Origin of the sequence: Paenibacillus segetis (genome assembly GCF_014639155.1) — a bacterium.
Classification (GTDB): domain Bacteria; phylum Bacillota; class Bacilli; order Paenibacillales; family Paenibacillaceae; genus Fontibacillus; species Fontibacillus segetis.
This window is the reverse complement of the sequence record NZ_BMFT01000001.1, coordinates 496633-514460: the sequence shown is the minus strand read 5'-3', so window position 1 is coordinate 514460 and position 17828 is coordinate 496633. Positions and strand designations below refer to the sequence as shown.

Below are 17828 nucleotides of genomic sequence, written 5' to 3'. Positions count from 1 at the left end.
ACCTCGCTGTATTAAAAGAGGGGTTGTTGTTAATCAACCCCTCAATTCATCTCTCATGCAATTATTTGTGACTTGCGTACCACTCGTTCACTTCTTTGGTAATGTCATCACCGCCAAGCTTCTTCCACTCTGTAACGAATTTATCGAATTCATCGACGGACACTTGGTTCATAATGATTTTGAAATAGATTTCGTCGCGCTTCTTCTTCAGAAGTTCTAGACGCTCCACCATCGTAGGCGTAGCTGCGCCATAGAATTTGTCTTGAAGATACTCCTTGTTTTGCATCATTTTAGGATTATGAGAGCTTGCACCATTCGGGCCCGAAATCAAATATTCCCACCACATGTTGATATCGCTGCCGTCAACGTATTTCATAGCACGCTCGTAACGATTCTTCTGATCTTGGGTTTGAATAATACTAGCATCTTTCGTCTCAATTGCTTTCGGCAGAATTTCACCGTTGTTATCCAGCTGTTTACCAACGCGTAGTGGGCTAAGCAGCCAGTAGTTGTTTCCTTTTTCTTCCTTGTCTTTACCATACAAATAGATTTTTTGCTCATCTGTCTGATTCATAGCATTATCCACCGTGATCCATTGGTTCACCAAGCGGATAACGCCCTCTGGGTGCTTCGCTTGCTTGGAAATAACATAATACTGATCCACGCCTAAGCCAATTTGATTCAGTGTTGGTTTACCATCTGCTGATGGAATTGGGTATGCGCCCCACTCTTGCACGACTTTACCGTCTTTGATAGCGCCCTTCGCCAGCTGTGCAGGCGTCCAGGATGCACCGAATACGAGACCTACATTGTTGTTATAGAGAAGCTCTGCTTCTTTTTCCGTATCTTTAACCGCGAATTCAGGATCGATTAATCCCTTCTTAAACATATCCTGCAGCGCCTTGAGCGCATCTTTCACTTGCGGTTGAATGTCGCTGTTCACGAGATTACCGTTGTCATCTTCCATCCACATATTCTCATACGCATGGTAGCCGTTGAGGAATGCGCGGAGACCTGTTACACCTGTATCGATCTTGAATGGTTCCTTACTGACTGCGAGACCGTAAGGCTTGCCTGTGCCGCCTGGGTCTTTCGTCTTGAAGGCTTCGGCGATTGTCATCACGTCTTGCATCGTCTTCGGTTCAGGCAGGTTCAATTTCTTCAGCCAGTCCGTACGTACGTACAAGTATTGGAATTGGTAAGGATTGTAGGAGCTCGGAATCCCCATCAGTTTCCCGTCGATCGTCGCCGTCTTCATCTGCATGCCGCCGTCCATCGTCAGGAACTTCTTCGTCTCTTCTGTTGCGTTCTTGTCGTATACATCCGTGATATCCATGATCATATCTGCATCCGCCAGATCTTTGAGCTGTGTCGCTTCCACAAGCATTAAATCCGGAATATCGTTGGATGCAATCGTCATTTTCAATTTTTCTTTGAACTGAGTGACGTCTGCCACCCATTTATTCGTAATTTTCACGCCAATGTCTTTCTCATACGCGTCGTAAACTGCGTTCTTGTCAAAGCTCTCGCCTTCATCAAATTTAAGATATGGATCACTTTGTGAAACCGTCGACACTTCCACAACTTCCTGCACATCCTGTGCGCCCTCTTGTATCGGTGCTGTTGTCGCGTTGCCTGGCTCCTCAGCCTGATTCGCCTTATTCATCGCATTATTGCCGCCGCACGCAGTTAAGGCAAAACTGAGGATCAATGCACCGATCAGAAGACTTTTCTGCTTTCTTTTCATGTAACCCCTCCCAATTGTCAAAATATAATACCAAGCTCTAACTGTATGTTTCACAGCTTTCTTGCTTGATTTCAGTATAATAATGTAACCGCATTCATTCTATACACTAGTCTTTACTTTGATATACACCTCTTGACTACTGTATTTATGGCATGCTAATCCTCAACCTAAATAATGCCACGGTGATCATTAAAATGACACCGTGGCTTTATTTGGTTGAGCTATATTGAAATGTACTGTTTCTCGATCCAAGTTTCTGATCGAAAGTCCCGGTCACGCACAAGTACTTTATCTTTATAAATTTCAATTTAGAAGCCATGCGTCCGAGACCCACATCATGGTTACCTAATGTAAAGATTATATTCGGCAGATTCCATAGAATAGAAACATAAGTACTGATGGCCATAGCCAGAAAAATCCATGCCTACATGCCCTCAGCAACTTTCATTCTGTGATCTCTTCGATTTGCAGATATTCATAAGATGACACGATGATATCTGCATCAGGTAGCATACTAAGCGCCGATTCATAGCTTGCTGTACCTGTAAGTCCGATTCCCACTGCCGCACCGGCTGCCTTGGCCATTCTCATATCTCCATTGGTATCACCGATGACTGCTACTCCGGAGGGATCTAGGTCAAGCCTCCTGCAGGCTAGTTGCAACATATCAGGAAACGGCTTACCGTGAACCACTTGATCCGTTCCAATGACTTCAGCGAAATAATGCCGTATCCCTAGCCAATGTAGATGCTTCTCCGCCGCCGCTGTTTCATCAGCAGTGACTACAGCCATAGGAATGCCCTGGCTAGCACAAGCATCCAGAAAGCACTCCAGCCCAGCAAGCGGAAGCACTGGTCGTTTCTGTTCCAACATCTCATCCGCTTCTTGTCTACAGAGATGAACAAGCTCTATGGACTCTACCCAGGACAATCCAGACAAATAAGCTTGCCAGGACAGAATCGCATAGATATCCTCCATCGTGCCCATAGCCAGCGGACCATTTCGATCATAATCATAGATGACTCCATTATGGTCATGGACAGTACCTAATAATGAAGGAAAGACCTCTTCCGGGATCACTAGCCCCTTCTTCCCTAAATGCTCGGTGAATCGATTCAGAAGGCATTCACTCCAGCTTCCCCAAAGGGACACGAATTGAAGCAGTGTTCCATCCTTATCAAATAGAATAGCTGATACAGTTCTGCCCCCCTGCGGGGTAATAAGCTCAAACATCTTGTTGGCCACCTTTATTTTTTCAATTTAACCGAAGTGCTAACCCAACCCAGATCTTCTCTGGATACATAAAGTCCCACTCCATTTCCCCTGTTTTGTGTTAAATTTTTAGGAAAATGTCTTCTGTTCAATCAAAATTGTACACTCAATCCTAGGTAGCATGGTTAAGTGATCGTAAACGTCGATAAACGATTGTGTAAAATTTAAACCAAAAAAAGTAAAATAGATCCTTTTTTTGTTCCAATCACGAGAACAACTGTTGAGTCAGATGATTGATGCGATCGCCCAGACGATGGATCTCAACGGGGTCAATAATTCGTCTGGGCAAATCTATAGAATTATGTTTTGTTATGAACATGAGTAAAAGCAATATGAGTTTAAATAAAGCCACGGCGATCTTATAGATCATCCGTGGCCTTATCTTTTTCAAGCTATTTAATCCACAATAATATAGTGTTATTTTACAACCTGCACCGTAATGCTCTCGCTAGAAGTTACACCCGCAGCGTTAATTAATTCAGCACGATATTCATATGTGCCTACTGCTTTACCTTTCACCGAAGTTACAGCACGCTGTGCGTTAGGTGTAATTAGTGATAGATTTTGCGTATCGATTAATTGTCCATTCTCGTACAGACGATACTCCGAACCATTCGTTCCCCACCACATATTCATGGATACGTTGAAGTTTCCATCACCGTCCCAGTTATCTTGTGATAATACAGGTTTGCCTGGAGAAGCATCACTAACAACGACAACAAGTGGATCAGACGAAGTTGTTCCTTGGGAGTTGATCAATTCACATGTATAGGTATACGTTCCGTTCGCTCTACCAGTAATATCAGTTATAACTGATTGTGCATTAGGAGAAGCATCCGTTAATTTCTTCGTACTGATTAATACCCCATTCTCGTACAATCTGAATTCGGAACCGTTATTACCCCACCATAAATTCATCGTAACGGAATAATCTCCATCTCTTAACCCATTATCGTAAGTATTATTATCCGACAGTACAGGTTTACCAGGTGCTCCCTGGGACAGAGGACGAATTACTTGGAAAGGAATACTTTTCGTTGATATATTACCGGCAACATCCACCACAGTATATTGCACTGTATGATTACCTAAACCAAGGTCCTTCGCATTCATCGACTGACCCAGTTGAACTTCTTTTCCATCTACCAATAATTGTTGAGTAGCTACACCAGAGCCTACATCCGTACTCGTTAGCTCAAACTTCAAGATATCCTGTTCCAGAACATCTCCGACTGCTTTTCCTGATTGAGACAATGTAACCGTTGGCGCAGTCTTGTCCAGCTTCACTTCTATAGACTTGGCTGTTTCTACACTACCAGTAGCTCCAATAGAGAAATAACGGACAACATTAAATCCTTCAGCGTCAATTGTGATAGGTCCAACATAAGAAACTTCAGGTCCATCATTTATCGCGTATTTCGTCGTGACTTGGCCCGGACCTTGATCTGTAGCAGCCAAAGTAAGGTTCACACTCTGATTAAACCAACCGCTATTGTTTGGTGTCCCTGACAGAGTAGCAGTGGTTACTGGTGGAAGAAATACTGGAGGAAGAGATATGTCGTTTAATCCCCGTAATTTCAACTGATATACATCTTTGAAAATAGAGGAAATCCCCTTCAAATTCACGACCTGACCTTCCTTATAAGGGAAGTCAGCTAACTGTAAACCTGTTCTGACATCTACACGCACATGATTACTAATACTACCGTTTACAGCATCAAATTCAAAAGAACCTGTAGGAACAGCACTAATTATATTACGAATCGTAACATTGCTCAGTTCGATCAGCTGTCCTTGGTTGCTATTATCTACAGTAGTAGTCTGTACTGCAACAGGTAATGGTGCTGTTCCCGTCTTCTCAATGGAAACAGGATTACTCAATTCAAGCTCCGTATTATAAAGAGCTAGTGGTGCTGTGATTTTAACAACGTCCCCTTGATGAAATCCACTTGTATTCTGATATACATAAATACCACCAGTTGCATCTTGCAAATAGAAGGTTTGACCTCCAAATGCTCCTGGTTCTGTCGTTATCGTACCTTGAAATGTGACTACAGTACCTTCTGGCTTGCTCCGTCCTTCGGCAATCGTGATTAAGGCAGGCGTAGGATTTCCTTCAGGTGGAAGTGTTTCTGCTGGCACATCGCCTAACGTTACTGGTGTAGTTAATAGGTTATTACCATTTTGTCTTAATCTCAGATTGGAAGCTCCTGTTGTACCTGGTTTGATTCTAACTGTTAAATCTTTATAGGCACGACCTTGGCTATTTGCAGTCACGCTAAAATTACCATAGCCATAGGCAGCTGGCCAAGTTCCATCTTCGTTCTGAATCTTGGCTATTTGAGTTCCCCCAGAAGTCAGGTAAATTCCCGCGCTAAATCCTGATACGGTCGAATTCGGTGATAGATTATCTACTACGACACGGATTTGGAAATCCACTGCATTTGGAAGTGTAGCCTGATGTACGAAACTGTATGAAGGATTTGCACTTGCAGTAGGACCACCATAAGAACCCGCTTTGAAGGTTGACTGATCCCACCATTTGTAACCGGCTGCTGGAGCAGACCATGGTTCAGATTGCGGTTCAGTAGAAGCTGCTGGTGCCTCAAAAGGAAGTAATGCCGTCTTCTCATCCAATTGTAAATTAGGGACTTGATCCAGACTTGTATAGTTTTCTTGTTTCGATAACCAATTCACGATGTTGACGAGTAGTTTCGCATCATCTTGTTCTTTAAAACCATCATAGGTTGTCTTCGAAGTTCCTGTTTCCTCACGTAAATATTTAGGGGAAGCATCCTCTACAGCCGAGGAATCTCCAATGAAAGCAGCCTTGCCCAGTCCAACTTTGGATACAGCTGCATATGGACCTTCTGCAATTCCCCCACCATTATAAACGCCTTGATCAACCGCACTCCCCCAAGCTTCATTCGTTTTTGGGAGATATACGATTCCTTTGGACTTAGTAGGATCTGTAATAGCTAATGTAGAACCTGCGTGCATCGCTACATTCGATACACCCGCAGTAATTCCAAAAGCTTGATTCGAAGCAACAATCCCATTTGCAGTAATATCACCTAACGCATTATAACGGAACCGTATACCAAAATTACTTCCGAGCCAATCCGAGCTAACAACATCTTGCATCGCTGCGGAATTTTTCTCCTCCGTACTCATTCCTTTCGCAGGGTCCGTCCATGCCCCCCGACGATAACCATTTATGGATTCGGAGCCATCCCAACGGTTTTTATTACGATCTGCATTATAGTGATCCCCGATAAAGAAGATACTCCCACCTTCTTTTACGTACCGTTCCATAGCGGCTTGTTCACTTTGTTTAAAAGGAATATTCGGCTCAGCAATAACAAATACCGCGTAGCTACTCAAATCACTGTAAGTAAAAGGTGAAGCCTTACGAAGTTCTTTGACTTCATAACCGTTGTTGGCTAACGCATTCCCAAAATCCGAAAATCCACCATCAATCACCCAATCCGCAGCTCCAGCTGTCTGTCCATGCGTGTTATCAAAAAGAACTTTTTTACCTGCATTTTCATTGACTACTTTTGCCGTAATGAATGGTGCAGGATCGCTTGGTCCTTCGGCATAAATAGATTGAAGCTCACTACCAAACCCTAATTGAAGTGATAATGCCAAGGATAACGCAATTCCTGACCTCAACCATTTGGCTCCGATTCTAGTAAACTTGTTCATTATTACCCTCCCATATTTTAATAGCTAGTACAACATCCTCATTCTGCCATTCGAGTATTATTAGAAGTACTAGATTATGTAAATTTTTGCACAAAAATAGCATTTTGTCACGAAGAATAGAGTTCAAATATGTTGCACAACAACAAAAAAAGAGCAAGCATAATGCTTGCTCTTTCTGGTAATTATTACGGTCTCTTTACGAAATTAAAGGAATACAATCATGGACAATACGAACATAAACACTACACCAGCAATCATTGGAACCGAAGTTCTTTTTACCAATTCAATTGGATTCTTCTTAACTGTTCCGGCAACAATGAGGATAACCGCAGCTACAGGAGAAACAGCTCTGAAGAGGTTTCCTGCTAGACCAAGTGGTACCGAAATGGCAATCGGACTAATTCCTGCCGCCACAGCTAATGGAACGACTAGAGGTACCATGGCAAAGAACAGAGCCGTACCACTTCCGCTCAATATTACAATCAGAGCCGTTAAGGCTACTAAGATGAGAGGTAGAATAAAGTCTAATCCATTGCCTTGAACACTTTGCATGGCTGATTGAAGTTCGTCAACCAAACCAATCGATTTCAAACCGGTTACAAATACAGATGCTGCAACCAACAGAGCCACAATTGGAACTGCTCCGCCCATTCCTTTAAAGAATGCTTCCGTCTTTTCTAAGACGCTCTTATCGCCTTTATGTCTAATTAATTCACACACAATAGCAAGAACAAAGGATACTAATGTAGCAATCTCAACGCTAATTTCGATGGTGCTACCCGTAGTAATCTGAACAGCATAAGCGCCTAACAAAAGAATAATTGGGAAGATCGGGAGAATCGCATATACCGTTTTGTATAATTTACCTCCAGTAATTTCAGCGACGCTATCCACTTCCACATGATCATCTTTTCCAGCTTGTCCAGTTAAGCCAGCTTTTTTATCCAATCTCTTCTGCCAGAAGTAATGGACGACAGCTATAAAAATCAAAGTTGGTATTGAAATTAAGGCATGGTAGTTAAACACATAGTCAGTAACTGTTAAGCCCGCAAAGGATGAATGTTTCGCCAATTCTTCCGCGATCGCCACATTGTCGCTTCCTAGTGGAGTCGGAACAATAGTGGCTGACGTAGCTATGACCGCACCCGCAGTTAATGCAGACATACCCGTTTTTCTTAAAATCGGATATAGAGTTGCAAGTAATATAATAGCCAAGTTTGAGGCACTTGGAATAACAAGTGACAATGCGTTTCCTAATAAGAATACCAAGGGAACTAACACATATACTGATTTAATCTTTGAGATCGGTTTCGTTAGTGCGCTTACAGTAACTTCATTGGCACCAATGGATGACATGTAAGCTGTATATCCTCCCAGTAGGAGAATAATAAAACCTGCTGCAGTAAACGTTTGTTTAAACTGGGTGACTATCACCTGGAGCGGATCTAACCATACGGCTCCCGTTGAGACAAAGTCTTTGACGGCGATTTCTTTTCCCATAGCAGTACTAACTAAGATCAATAGAATCCCGATAAGGAATAGTGAGATCTTAATGTCCATTTTTTTGATCAACATATAGATCACTACTGCTACTCCAATAATAGCCGAGGCATACATTACTAAATTAGAACTCATGTTTGAACCCCCTTCTCCTCACTGTTAGTTACATTTCTTCAAGCTATCCATGAACCATTGCTTAAACATTTGCGGATCGATATCCACACATACTTTTGCGTTATTAGGCTTCCCTAAATATCCCTTTAAATCCACTACTGTGCATCCTGTTGTCATGGAACCGTTCAACTCTACATCCACGAATGTATCTACTACTTGGAACATTTCCGGCTCAAGCAAATAAGCGATTGCAGTGGCGTCATACATTTTCAATCCTGTCTTCATGCTGCCGCCTCTATATTTCTGGAATAGCTGATAGATCATATTTCCCGTCTGATTCATCACTTTTAGTTGTTCGCTATCTTCAGGGTAGACCAATGCTTTCCAACCAACATCGAGTCCCACCATAACAAGTGGAAGATTGCTCTGGAACACGATCTTTGCTGCTTCAGGATCGGCAAAAATGTTAAATTCCGCCATAACACCAGCATTGCCCCGGCCTGTTGAACCGCCCATCAAGACAATTTCAGCAATGTTTTCTTTGACTTCTGGATACATTTTTAATAGGAGAGCAATATTCGTTAATGGACCAATCGGAACTAATGTAATGGGCTCCTTACTGTCCATAATGACGCGATGCATCGCATTCACAGCATTTTCTTTAAGTACAAGATCTTCCGTTGGCTCTTCAAAATCAAAACCGTCCATCCCCGTAGATCCATGTATATCACTAGCATCGATAGGTGCTTTGATCAGCGGTCTATCCGCTCCAAGAGCAACCGGTACATTTTTATTGAAAAACTTCAGCAATCTCAAGGCGTTTTTTGTCACCTTATCAAGTCCAACATTACCAGCAATAGTAGTTATTAAGCGAACATCTAATTTCTCACTGTATAGTGCTATTGCGAGTGCAACTGCATCATCAATCCCTGGATCTGTGTCGATAATAATTGGTCTAATTGTAGTCATTGTATTGTTCCTCCTTGAATGTATGAAGTAAGCGATTTCAATAATAGTACAGACTTTGTAGTCTGATCACCCCCGACTCTTAATAAACGATTCAACCTCTGCACCGGTAGGCATTCCTGTTTGGGCTCCAAGCTTAGTCGTTGATAAAGCAGCGACAGCATTGCCGTATTTACAAGCATCTTTTAAATTAAATCCTTTGCTTAGTGCATGAGCTAATCCACCATTAAATGAATCACCTGCTCCGGTAGTATCAACAACTTCTATTTTATAAGCAGGAATATTTATTTCCTTACCCTCTTCATAAATACAAACCCCTTGACTACCCTTCGTGACGATAAGCTTCCCGTTTAATTCGTCTGCACTTCTTCCTTGTCTGAGCAAAGCCTGTTCATGTTCATTTGGGGTAAGATAATCAATATCCTTAATCAAATCTGAAGGTAACTCTTGAATAGGTGCTGGATTGAGAATGACCCTAACTCCGTTTTCCTTAGCAATCTGTACCGCTTTTCGCACACCTTCAAGTGGTGTTTCCAACTGAACGATCAGAATATCACTATCTGCAATAACATCTCGTTTCGATTCAACGAATGATGCCGTTACATAATTATTAGCCCCAGGGACAACAATAATACTGTTGTCTTGATCAGAAACGATGATTGTAGCCGTAGCAGTTACATCTGTAACCGGTTCCACATTGCTTACATCGACACCTTGCTCTTGCAAGTGTTCTACAATATCCTGACCAAATCTGTCATTGCCCACGCAACCAATCAGCTGGACATGCGCTCCTAGTCTAGCCGCAGCTACTGCTTGATTGGCTCCTTTTCCACCTGGATTCATTTGAAAATGTTCTCCGAATAACGTCTCCCCTCTCTTCGGCACTTGAGAAGTTATTGTAACTAAGTCCATATTTATACTTCCAACAACAGTAATTTTTGGTTTCTTCTCCATCTCTATCTACTCCTTACGTTGAATTTCTCTCTATAAGTTCCACATCTAATCTATAATAAGTTTGTCCAACTTCTTGCTGATTCATTAAACTAACTAACATCGTTGTTGCCTTTTCACCCAACTCGTAGATCGGCTGAACAATGGTCGTTAATTCAGGAATCGTTACGGAAGATAACCTAATTCCATCAAATCCAATAATCGCAAGCTCCTCAGGCACCCTTATTCCAAGCTGGTTAGCAGCCTTCATAGCGCCAATCGCCATGATATCATTCGCTGCAAAAATACCATCAATCTCAGGGTGAGTTGTTAAAAGTTCTAGCGTAGCTTCGATCGAAGATTCCATGTCATAATCTCCATCGACAATGTAGCTTTCACTGAACCATGCTTCCTGATGAACTACTTCTCTATAACCTTCACAACGTTCCTCCGCATTGACAACCCCCTGAGGACCTCTGATATGTGCAATTCTGCTGCATCCTTTATTCATCAGAAAGTGAGTAGCTTTACTGGCCCCTTTCATGTTCTCCACAACAATCGTCGGAAGCCCTTTGCTAATTTCTCGGTCAATACTTACAACGGGAATATTAAGTTCTCTAATCTGTTCAGCGGTCATTGTATTAGAAGAAACAATGATACCGTTTACATAGTTTTGCTGTAGCATATCTAGGTATGTTTGTTCTTTCACCCTATCTTCATCTGAGTTGCATAGAATAACATTGTATCCAAACTTAGAAGCCGTATCTTCGACAGCTCTAGCTAACTCGGGAAAATAAGGATTCATGATATCCGGCACAATTAGACCAATCGTATTCGATTGTTTCTTGAACAGACTTCTAGCTACCTCATTTGGCTTGTAGTTCAACTGTTTAATCGCTTGTTCTACCATTTCCCTCGAATGCTGTCCCACATATCCTTTGTCATTTAGCACTCTAGATACCGTGGCAACGGATACGCCCGCAAGCTTAGCAACATCTTTTATTGAAGCCATATCTTCACTCCACTTCAGATAGGTAACCGGTTACACATAGAATATACTACTTAACAAATCGCAAGTCAAATCCATTATTTAACATAATTTTATATCACAATTTTTTGTCTATAGTAACAGAAAGTAATATACTGGGTTATATGATTCTTCAGGAGGTAATCCATAATGAAAGTCGATGATCATTTTGGTCCGGAGTTGACAGCGCAGGAGCTACCCTATAGCAAAGAGAATGAGGAAATAGTGACGAAGAACTTTTGGGCTAAAACCAAGAAATTCGCCGGGAAAATCCCATTCACCAAGGATGCGATTGCAATGTACTATTGTGCGTTAGACGCCAAAACCCCATTATGGGCAAAAGGCATCGCCTTCGGTGCGCTCGCTTATTTCATTTCCCCGATAGACGCTATTCCTGATGCGCTAATTGGACTTGGTTTTACTGATGATGCAGCCGTAATCGCGGCAGGAATCAAGGCGATTTCCGCTCAGGTTACGGACGAGCACCGGGATAAAGCAGAGACTTTCTTTAATGGAGACAACGAAAAGGCGCAGCCATAAGCTACGCCATAAAATCTTTATCTACTAGACAGCTCTCTGTGGAGAGCTGTTTTGTTGTATAATCACCTTCCCTATTGCCCCTTATTCTACTCTAAACTCCCAAGCACAACGGTATACATATACCAGGAAGCATGAGGTAGCCATTGTTCACCCCACCGCCAGTTATCATCGATTACGCCCACCTTTGATTGTGCAAAATACTCAATTCCATCTCCACCAGAATCATCACCTGTAATCCCGTTACAGATTCCTCCTGGGCAATTCATATAATCGAAACCATATATAAAATGGTACGCTGGATTATTCCTACCTGATCCTTGGAGCATACAACTATCATATGGATTCAGGCCTAGAATCCAATTGAGCTGATGATCTGCATAAGACTGTAACTCTACCTTCAGGTTGTCTTGTTCATCAAGATGCTTGTTGAGCAACCTTGCAGCCGCGGCAAGAGAAGCCAATCGGGCATTCTCACCCTGCCACCAAGGTGAAGCCTCGGTATGATGAGGAAGGAAAAACGCGGTGTATCTTCTTCCATCACTACTTTGAACCAATTGACGCGCCAGACCAAAAGGATTGTTCACTTCTCGGGTAATTTCTAGCTCAAACTGCATCGCTTTTTTTACCGTTTCCAGAACTTTGGCGCGTATATCCTTATTCTTTTCGATGTCCAAATAGTTCAGCAGTGCGATTACCGGTAGCCCTGCATCCGAAGGATGAAAAAATGGGCGCCCTTCATCATTGGCACTCCAGTAATGATTCCACTCCCCACTAGAACGTAAATATCCAATCAAGCGGCTAGCCGTTTCACCAGCTTTTTTTAGATAATCAGGTTCAAGAGATGCTTTATACAATTCGGTAAGTGCTGTAAGCGCACAGTATTCATCAAGAATATTGGGCTTACCATCATTTAAATAAAGGTGATTATTCTTCTCCAGATGAGCGTAGGCTTCCTTTGCCGCCTCGAGATATTGCTCACGAGTATAGTCTCCAGGATAAGAATACCTGCTCGCCGCAGCCAAGGTAGCAATGGCAAAACCTGCCCCCTGCCGAAAACCTGTCTCGTAAGACTCATCGGTAATCTGTTCTTCACCCGCAGTCGCTGCAGCTCCAAACTGAGTAGATGAACCCTTATATTGAAATGATATTCCCCGATCCTCGGCCTTCATAAATTCACCGATCCGCCTTACCGAACGGAAGAAGGTTCCTGAAGGTGCCTTCATCCTATACATATAATCCGCACCGTACATCGCTTCGTCCATGATTCTACGCTTGATCTGATAATAATGGGAATTACCTGAATCCTCCAAAAGTTCATGCACTTTAAATAGCACCCAAGCCGTAAATGATCCTTGCTGTGGATTAAAGTAGGTTGTATGTGATTGGTGAGATAAGTGTTTGCCATAATCTCCAGTGGCGTCATACCAGCCACCATGTAGGTCATGTCGACCTTCTCTCTCTCCCGTAAAAGGTAGGTGATAATCGTATCTATCGAAATCACCCGTACAGCGCTGTGCTTTAAAATAAAATATAACATCGGAAAGACTTTGTCTTCCTAGTAGATTATCCTCTATTAAAAACTCATAGGAACGCAAATTTCCTCCCGAAGTGTCACACTCGATATAGTAGCTGCCCTCTTCTTGCACACTATCAAAATCTATTGTCCAGAAATACCAGTCCTTCCACCGATTTACCGGACCATTTGCTATCGCTGACCCGCTGTATACTACCGAGCTCGTAGCACCATCAACTACCCGAAACTCCCCTGCCTCCTCTCCGTTTATTCCTATAATAACTGCGTGTTTTGCGGCGCAACGGTCATATCCGATATGATTCATTAGTATCTTCATTGCTACCTCATATCCCTTCCAAAATAATATAGATTGATTAACTTTGATTTCATTTCATTCCTTCGTAATTCCATGCCAGACATGCCGCTCCAAGCAGACCTACTACCTGTGGTCCAAGCTCGGTGAGCGTGATTTCTCGCAGTGCACTGCTGGGAACTTTTGCCGCATTCTGATACACAAAACCACTCAATTCCTTCAACATCCACTCATCTTGCATGACGCCGCCACCCATGATGATGGCTTCCGGATTCAGTATATTCACTAGATTAACTAGACCTATTCCCATGGACCAGATGAATTCCTTGTAAATTTTTTTCGCTAATGAATCTCCAAGCCGCGCTGCTAGGAAAATATCCATCGAGACGACAGTGCCCGATTGGATCAGAGGGGCTAGAATTGAATCTGGATAATCACTTAACCAGCTGCTTGCCCGGCGGATCAACCCTCCACCAGAAGCGGCTGTTTCCATACACCAGTTTCTCCCGCACATGCAAGGTTCCATATCTTTTCCAACAAAAATATGACCGATCTCCCCTGCATAATTAACAGCCCCGCGCACCAATCTTCCATCACTTACAATACCGGCAGCAATTCCTGTTCCGATATTCACATATAAGAAGTTTCTGTATTGACGTCCTTTACCCAGATACATCTCAGCAAGGGTTGCCGCATGAACATCGTTATCCACTGCAATATCAAAACCATATTTTTCCTGTAAATCCTCTCTAAAATGGAGCTTGCTCATTCCAGGCAACCGCATGCTTCCCAACCATTTACCGTGTTCGTAATCGACATGCCCGAACACCCCAATACCAATGGTCTTGGATACATTTCTACCTGGCTGCCCCGCCATATAATCATCGATAGAATCATATATACTACTTTTCAGCACAGTTTCAGTCGAAAGATCGATGTCATATCTACGTTGCTGAACAACCTTTCCCTCCCGCGTCACAGATCCGATAAGTATTTTTGTTGCACCAATGTCAATTCCAATGGTAACTGGATCATCTGGGTACACGCGATAACCTCCTATGGGTTGAGTTTAGTTACTACGGCTCACTTCTAGAGTATTTTGGCAGCTTCTTTATCAAGGATCACGGTTAGAAAAGGATGTAATTGTAGAACGGATGCAGGAATCTCCGGTGTAATTTCACCATATAATGCCTTTTTAATGATCTCTGCTTTGCTCTCCCCCTTGGCAAGTAGCAAAATTTGCTTGGACATCATGATTCGCTTGATTCCCACAGTAAGACCTTGCTTCGGTACCATCGCCGCAGAGCCAAAAAATCCCGCCTTCATCTCGGCAGTCCTGCTCTCCAGATCTTTCACATGCGTATCCAGATGAAAGGCGGTTCCTGGTTCATTAAAACCGATATGACCGTTCGTACCTATACCTAGTACTTCAAGGTCTACAGGATGCTTGTCCAGAAGACGACTGTATTCATGGCAAGCTGTGTCCAGATCCTCCGCCATGCCATCAGGCATATGAATATGTTCACTTTTTATATTGAGATGGTCCAATACTTGATTGCGAATTCTGAAGCTCACACTTTTGTGATCTTCGGGAGAGAGTCCCACATACTCGTCTAATGTAAACGCCTTCATTTTTGAGTAATCCACGCCCCACTGCTGATACAAATGTACGATTTCATGATGAAGTCCAATCGTGGTCTGCCCTCCGGCAAAGGTTATTACACTGTCCGGTTTCACAATAACCTGCTTGGTTACTTCAAGTGCGGCTGCCATATCCAGCTCTTGTTCCGTATCTTTTACAATAATCCGCATGAAAGCACCTCCGTTATAGTAAGAATACACACCTTAATAGTAACTCTCCCACGTTTATCTCAGTGGTCCAAAATCCTCTAATCGGGGGTTAATTTCCTACAATAACACTTAGGTAGCTCTGTGATCTCGATCTCTCCATATATAAGGGTAATTCAGCAGCAGCCATTACAACCTGAAATTTATCTTGTTGATAAATTTCTATGCTAAAGAGACTATAAATCACAAAAACTCCCCTGAGTTCAGGGGAGTTCAACATTCAAATCTTTTCTTCATTTACTTTGAATCTACATTTACACCTGTTCGACCTTTTGTCCACAACTTCCACAGAATGCAGCATCTGCATTAATCACACTATCACAGTGTGAACAATGGATTTGCGGTACTATGATTTCTACTTCGGCATCGATTACCGTTAATGATTCCTCAGGAATTTCCTCTTCTACTTTAACCCCACATGAGCCGCAGAATGCAGCATCTTGAAGTACTTCTGCACCACAATTGGTACAGATTTTCACTCCTTTAATGCTTAGGATTTGCCGTTTCGATGAATCAATCTGGTTGATAGAAGCTGTAATCTCTTCACATAGATTGGTAAACTGTTCGCCTGGGGCTTCATTAAATAACTCATAATACAATTTGCCAATCTCAAGATATTTGCTCTTCAGCTTATCTTCTTCACTACCGATTTGCATGTTGATCTTAGCAATTTCAGTTAGATCCTTCGTTTTCTTAGCTACATCTTTACTTGTACTTGTAATTTTCTCGCCTAATTTATCAAAGAAAGCCATATGTAGTCACATCCTTAATTATATTTGGTTACATAATTTATTCATCCCATGATATACAAACTGACCTGGCAGCGTACTTACCGAAATATCCAACTTTGATCTGTAACATACACCTCCATATATTGATCACTACTTATCTATGCCTACGTATGTAAAAATAGTATCTCCCCCACACCATTTGTTGTCAAATATTAAAGTTCACTGATACAAAAAAGGCAAGCCCCTAAGGAGCTTGCCTTTCTTTTTAAACGTAATGCTACTTACCACAGCATTTCTTATACTTAGCCCCACTACCGCAAGGACAAGGGTCGTTCCTACCGATCTTAGTTACGTTAACCGGCTGGTTGTTAGGTACACGGAACGGTACCGCCATCGGACCTGAACGGAAATTACCCGGAAGCTTACTCATCTCTGTTGGTGTATATCCACAGTTCGACCACAGTCTAGTATGGTTGTACACATCAGCGATTAGAGACATTACGTTTTGGGCTTGTTCTTTGTTATGAAATTGAATTTCTCTTCTCTCAAATTCATAGACAATTTCCTGTAGTGACGATTCCGTTGAACATGCTAGCTGAATATCATCGATCAAATAGTCGAGCAGCTCGGGATCACGACACAGGTCTTTGGATAAATAATTGCGTAGAGTTACTAGTTGCTTTGTAATCTCAAAATAACTGTCATCCGCATATTGGAGAAGCTCATTCTTAGCTGGAACATAATGTGGCTTGTTCTTAATATGCTTCAATAGTTCGTTGTACTCTTTCTCGTCCCCTTCAAACAGGAGAGAGGTATTAACAATATACTCATCCTTCAGGACGAAGTTCTGCTCTCTTTCTAAGAAAACAGAGATATTTGACATAAGCTCTTGTTCGCTAAGTGGCGAGTCATTCTTCTGATCATTAAAGATCTTCAGAAGTTGATCCGGCTTAAAGATCCCATACAGGTTAGTCAAAGCCAAAGTGTAGTTATAGATATTAAGACGTCTGTCATGGGCTTTTCTGAATTCAGTCTGATTTATTTGAGCATAAGCAGTACGAACCTGATCAGGAACAATCAAATACAGCTTATTGTCGTTAAAATAAGTAAAGATCAACCCGTGCTCCATTAAGAAATAATAATATCCGTATTTAGCGAAATTGTCCTGTTGAATCGGTGTATCGAGCAGTGATTCGAACAACTCCCACTCTGCGGATTCTAAGCGTAGTAGAATGGACTCTAGTTTTTCCACATCTGTAATCTCACTCACCAAAGCAGCAGCAAGCTCATCCTTCTTCATCTTCGAGCGACCTTGTAGCTTAAGTGTCGACGCCAATGCAGATAATCTTGCCTTTGAAAGATTACTAAGGATCTCAGATAAGTCGGTAATAACATCACCTATAATAGCATGTTGTATATTTTTCTGTTCAAGCAGTAAGTCATGATTCTCCAAAAATGGTACACCTCTTCCAAATTATTGCTGTACAGCCTCAGTTCTAATAAATCTGCAGGACCACACATTTCTCTCCATTATACAATATTTTCGAAATACCTGCTTCTTGACCACGAATAATCCATAACTTTACAGCTTCCACAACCTTCATATTCTATTTACTATG

13 protein-coding genes are annotated in these 17828 nt (G+C 42.2%); 1 reads left to right on the top strand and 12 read right to left on the bottom strand.

All coding sequences use genetic code 11. The features are described from left to right. Nucleotides 1-61: 61 nt before the first annotated feature. The 7 genes from IEW05_RS02160 to IEW05_RS02130 all read right to left on the bottom strand — a co-directional run bounded on the left by IEW05_RS02160 (nucleotide 62) and on the right by IEW05_RS02130 (nucleotide 11249). Nucleotides 62-1747, bottom strand: a complete 1686-nt coding sequence (locus IEW05_RS02160) for an extracellular solute-binding protein (protein ID WP_188535370.1) — start codon at nucleotides 1745-1747, stop codon at nucleotides 62-64. A gap of 444 nt (nucleotides 1748-2191) precedes the next feature. Beyond that, the gene (locus IEW05_RS02155; protein ID WP_188535368.1) at nucleotides 2192-2980 is read right to left on the bottom strand and encodes an HAD family hydrolase; all 789 of its coding nucleotides are present in this window, start codon (nucleotides 2978-2980) and stop codon (nucleotides 2192-2194) included. Nucleotides 2981-3436: 456 nt separating this feature from the next. Then, nucleotides 3437-6727 (bottom strand): chitinase N-terminal domain-containing protein, encoded by a 3291-nt coding sequence (locus IEW05_RS02150; RefSeq protein ID WP_188535366.1) that lies wholly within the window; start codon nucleotides 6725-6727, stop codon nucleotides 3437-3439. Nucleotides 6728-6931: 204 nt separating this feature from the next. Continuing rightward, nucleotides 6932-8362: a C4-dicarboxylate transporter DcuC gene (gene dcuC, locus IEW05_RS02145; protein WP_188535364.1), complete on the bottom strand. Its 1431-nt coding sequence runs from the start codon at nucleotides 8360-8362 to the stop codon at nucleotides 6932-6934. 24 nt (nucleotides 8363-8386) lie between these two features. Continuing rightward, a complete protein-coding gene (gene rihC, locus IEW05_RS02140; protein ID WP_188535362.1) occupies nucleotides 8387-9310 on the bottom strand; it encodes a ribonucleoside hydrolase RihC in 924 nt (307 codons plus the stop codon). Between the two features lie 66 nt (nucleotides 9311-9376). After that, nucleotides 9377-10261, bottom strand: a complete 885-nt coding sequence (gene rbsK, locus IEW05_RS02135) for a ribokinase (RefSeq protein WP_188535360.1) — start codon at nucleotides 10259-10261, stop codon at nucleotides 9377-9379. Nucleotides 10262-10274: 13 nt separating this feature from the next. Beyond that, nucleotides 10275-11249, bottom strand: coding sequence for a LacI family DNA-binding transcriptional regulator (locus IEW05_RS02130; RefSeq protein WP_188535358.1), 975 nt, complete (start codon nucleotides 11247-11249; stop codon nucleotides 10275-10277). A gap of 165 nt (nucleotides 11250-11414) precedes the next feature. Here IEW05_RS02130 and IEW05_RS02125 point away from each other — a divergent pair, with 165 nt between their 5' ends. Next, nucleotides 11415-11804, top strand: coding sequence for a YkvA family protein (locus IEW05_RS02125; protein ID WP_188535356.1), 390 nt, complete (start codon nucleotides 11415-11417; stop codon nucleotides 11802-11804). A gap of 86 nt (nucleotides 11805-11890) precedes the next feature. Here IEW05_RS02125 and IEW05_RS02120 read toward each other — a convergent pair whose 3' ends face one another. The 5 genes from IEW05_RS02120 to IEW05_RS02100 all read right to left on the bottom strand — a co-directional run bounded on the left by IEW05_RS02120 (nucleotide 11891) and on the right by IEW05_RS02100 (nucleotide 17662). Continuing rightward, nucleotides 11891-13654: a glycoside hydrolase family 9 protein gene (locus IEW05_RS02120; protein ID WP_188535354.1), complete on the bottom strand. Its 1764-nt coding sequence runs from the start codon at nucleotides 13652-13654 to the stop codon at nucleotides 11891-11893. A gap of 49 nt (nucleotides 13655-13703) precedes the next feature. Then, on the bottom strand, nucleotides 13704-14675 hold the full coding sequence (locus IEW05_RS02115) for an ROK family protein (RefSeq protein WP_188535352.1): 972 nt from the start codon (nucleotides 14673-14675) through the stop codon (nucleotides 13704-13706). A gap of 44 nt (nucleotides 14676-14719) precedes the next feature. Beyond that, nucleotides 14720-15442 (bottom strand): glucosamine-6-phosphate deaminase, encoded by a 723-nt coding sequence (locus IEW05_RS02110; RefSeq protein WP_188535350.1) that lies wholly within the window; start codon nucleotides 15440-15442, stop codon nucleotides 14720-14722. A gap of 290 nt (nucleotides 15443-15732) precedes the next feature. Further along, on the bottom strand, nucleotides 15733-16230 hold the full coding sequence (locus IEW05_RS02105; RefSeq protein ID WP_188535348.1) for a zinc ribbon domain-containing protein: 498 nt from the start codon (nucleotides 16228-16230) through the stop codon (nucleotides 15733-15735). A 256-nt stretch (nucleotides 16231-16486) separates the two neighbouring features. Beyond that, on the bottom strand, nucleotides 16487-17662 hold the full coding sequence (locus IEW05_RS02100) for a YecA family protein (RefSeq protein ID WP_188535346.1): 1176 nt from the start codon (nucleotides 17660-17662) through the stop codon (nucleotides 16487-16489). Nucleotides 17663-17828 lie beyond the last annotated feature (166 nt).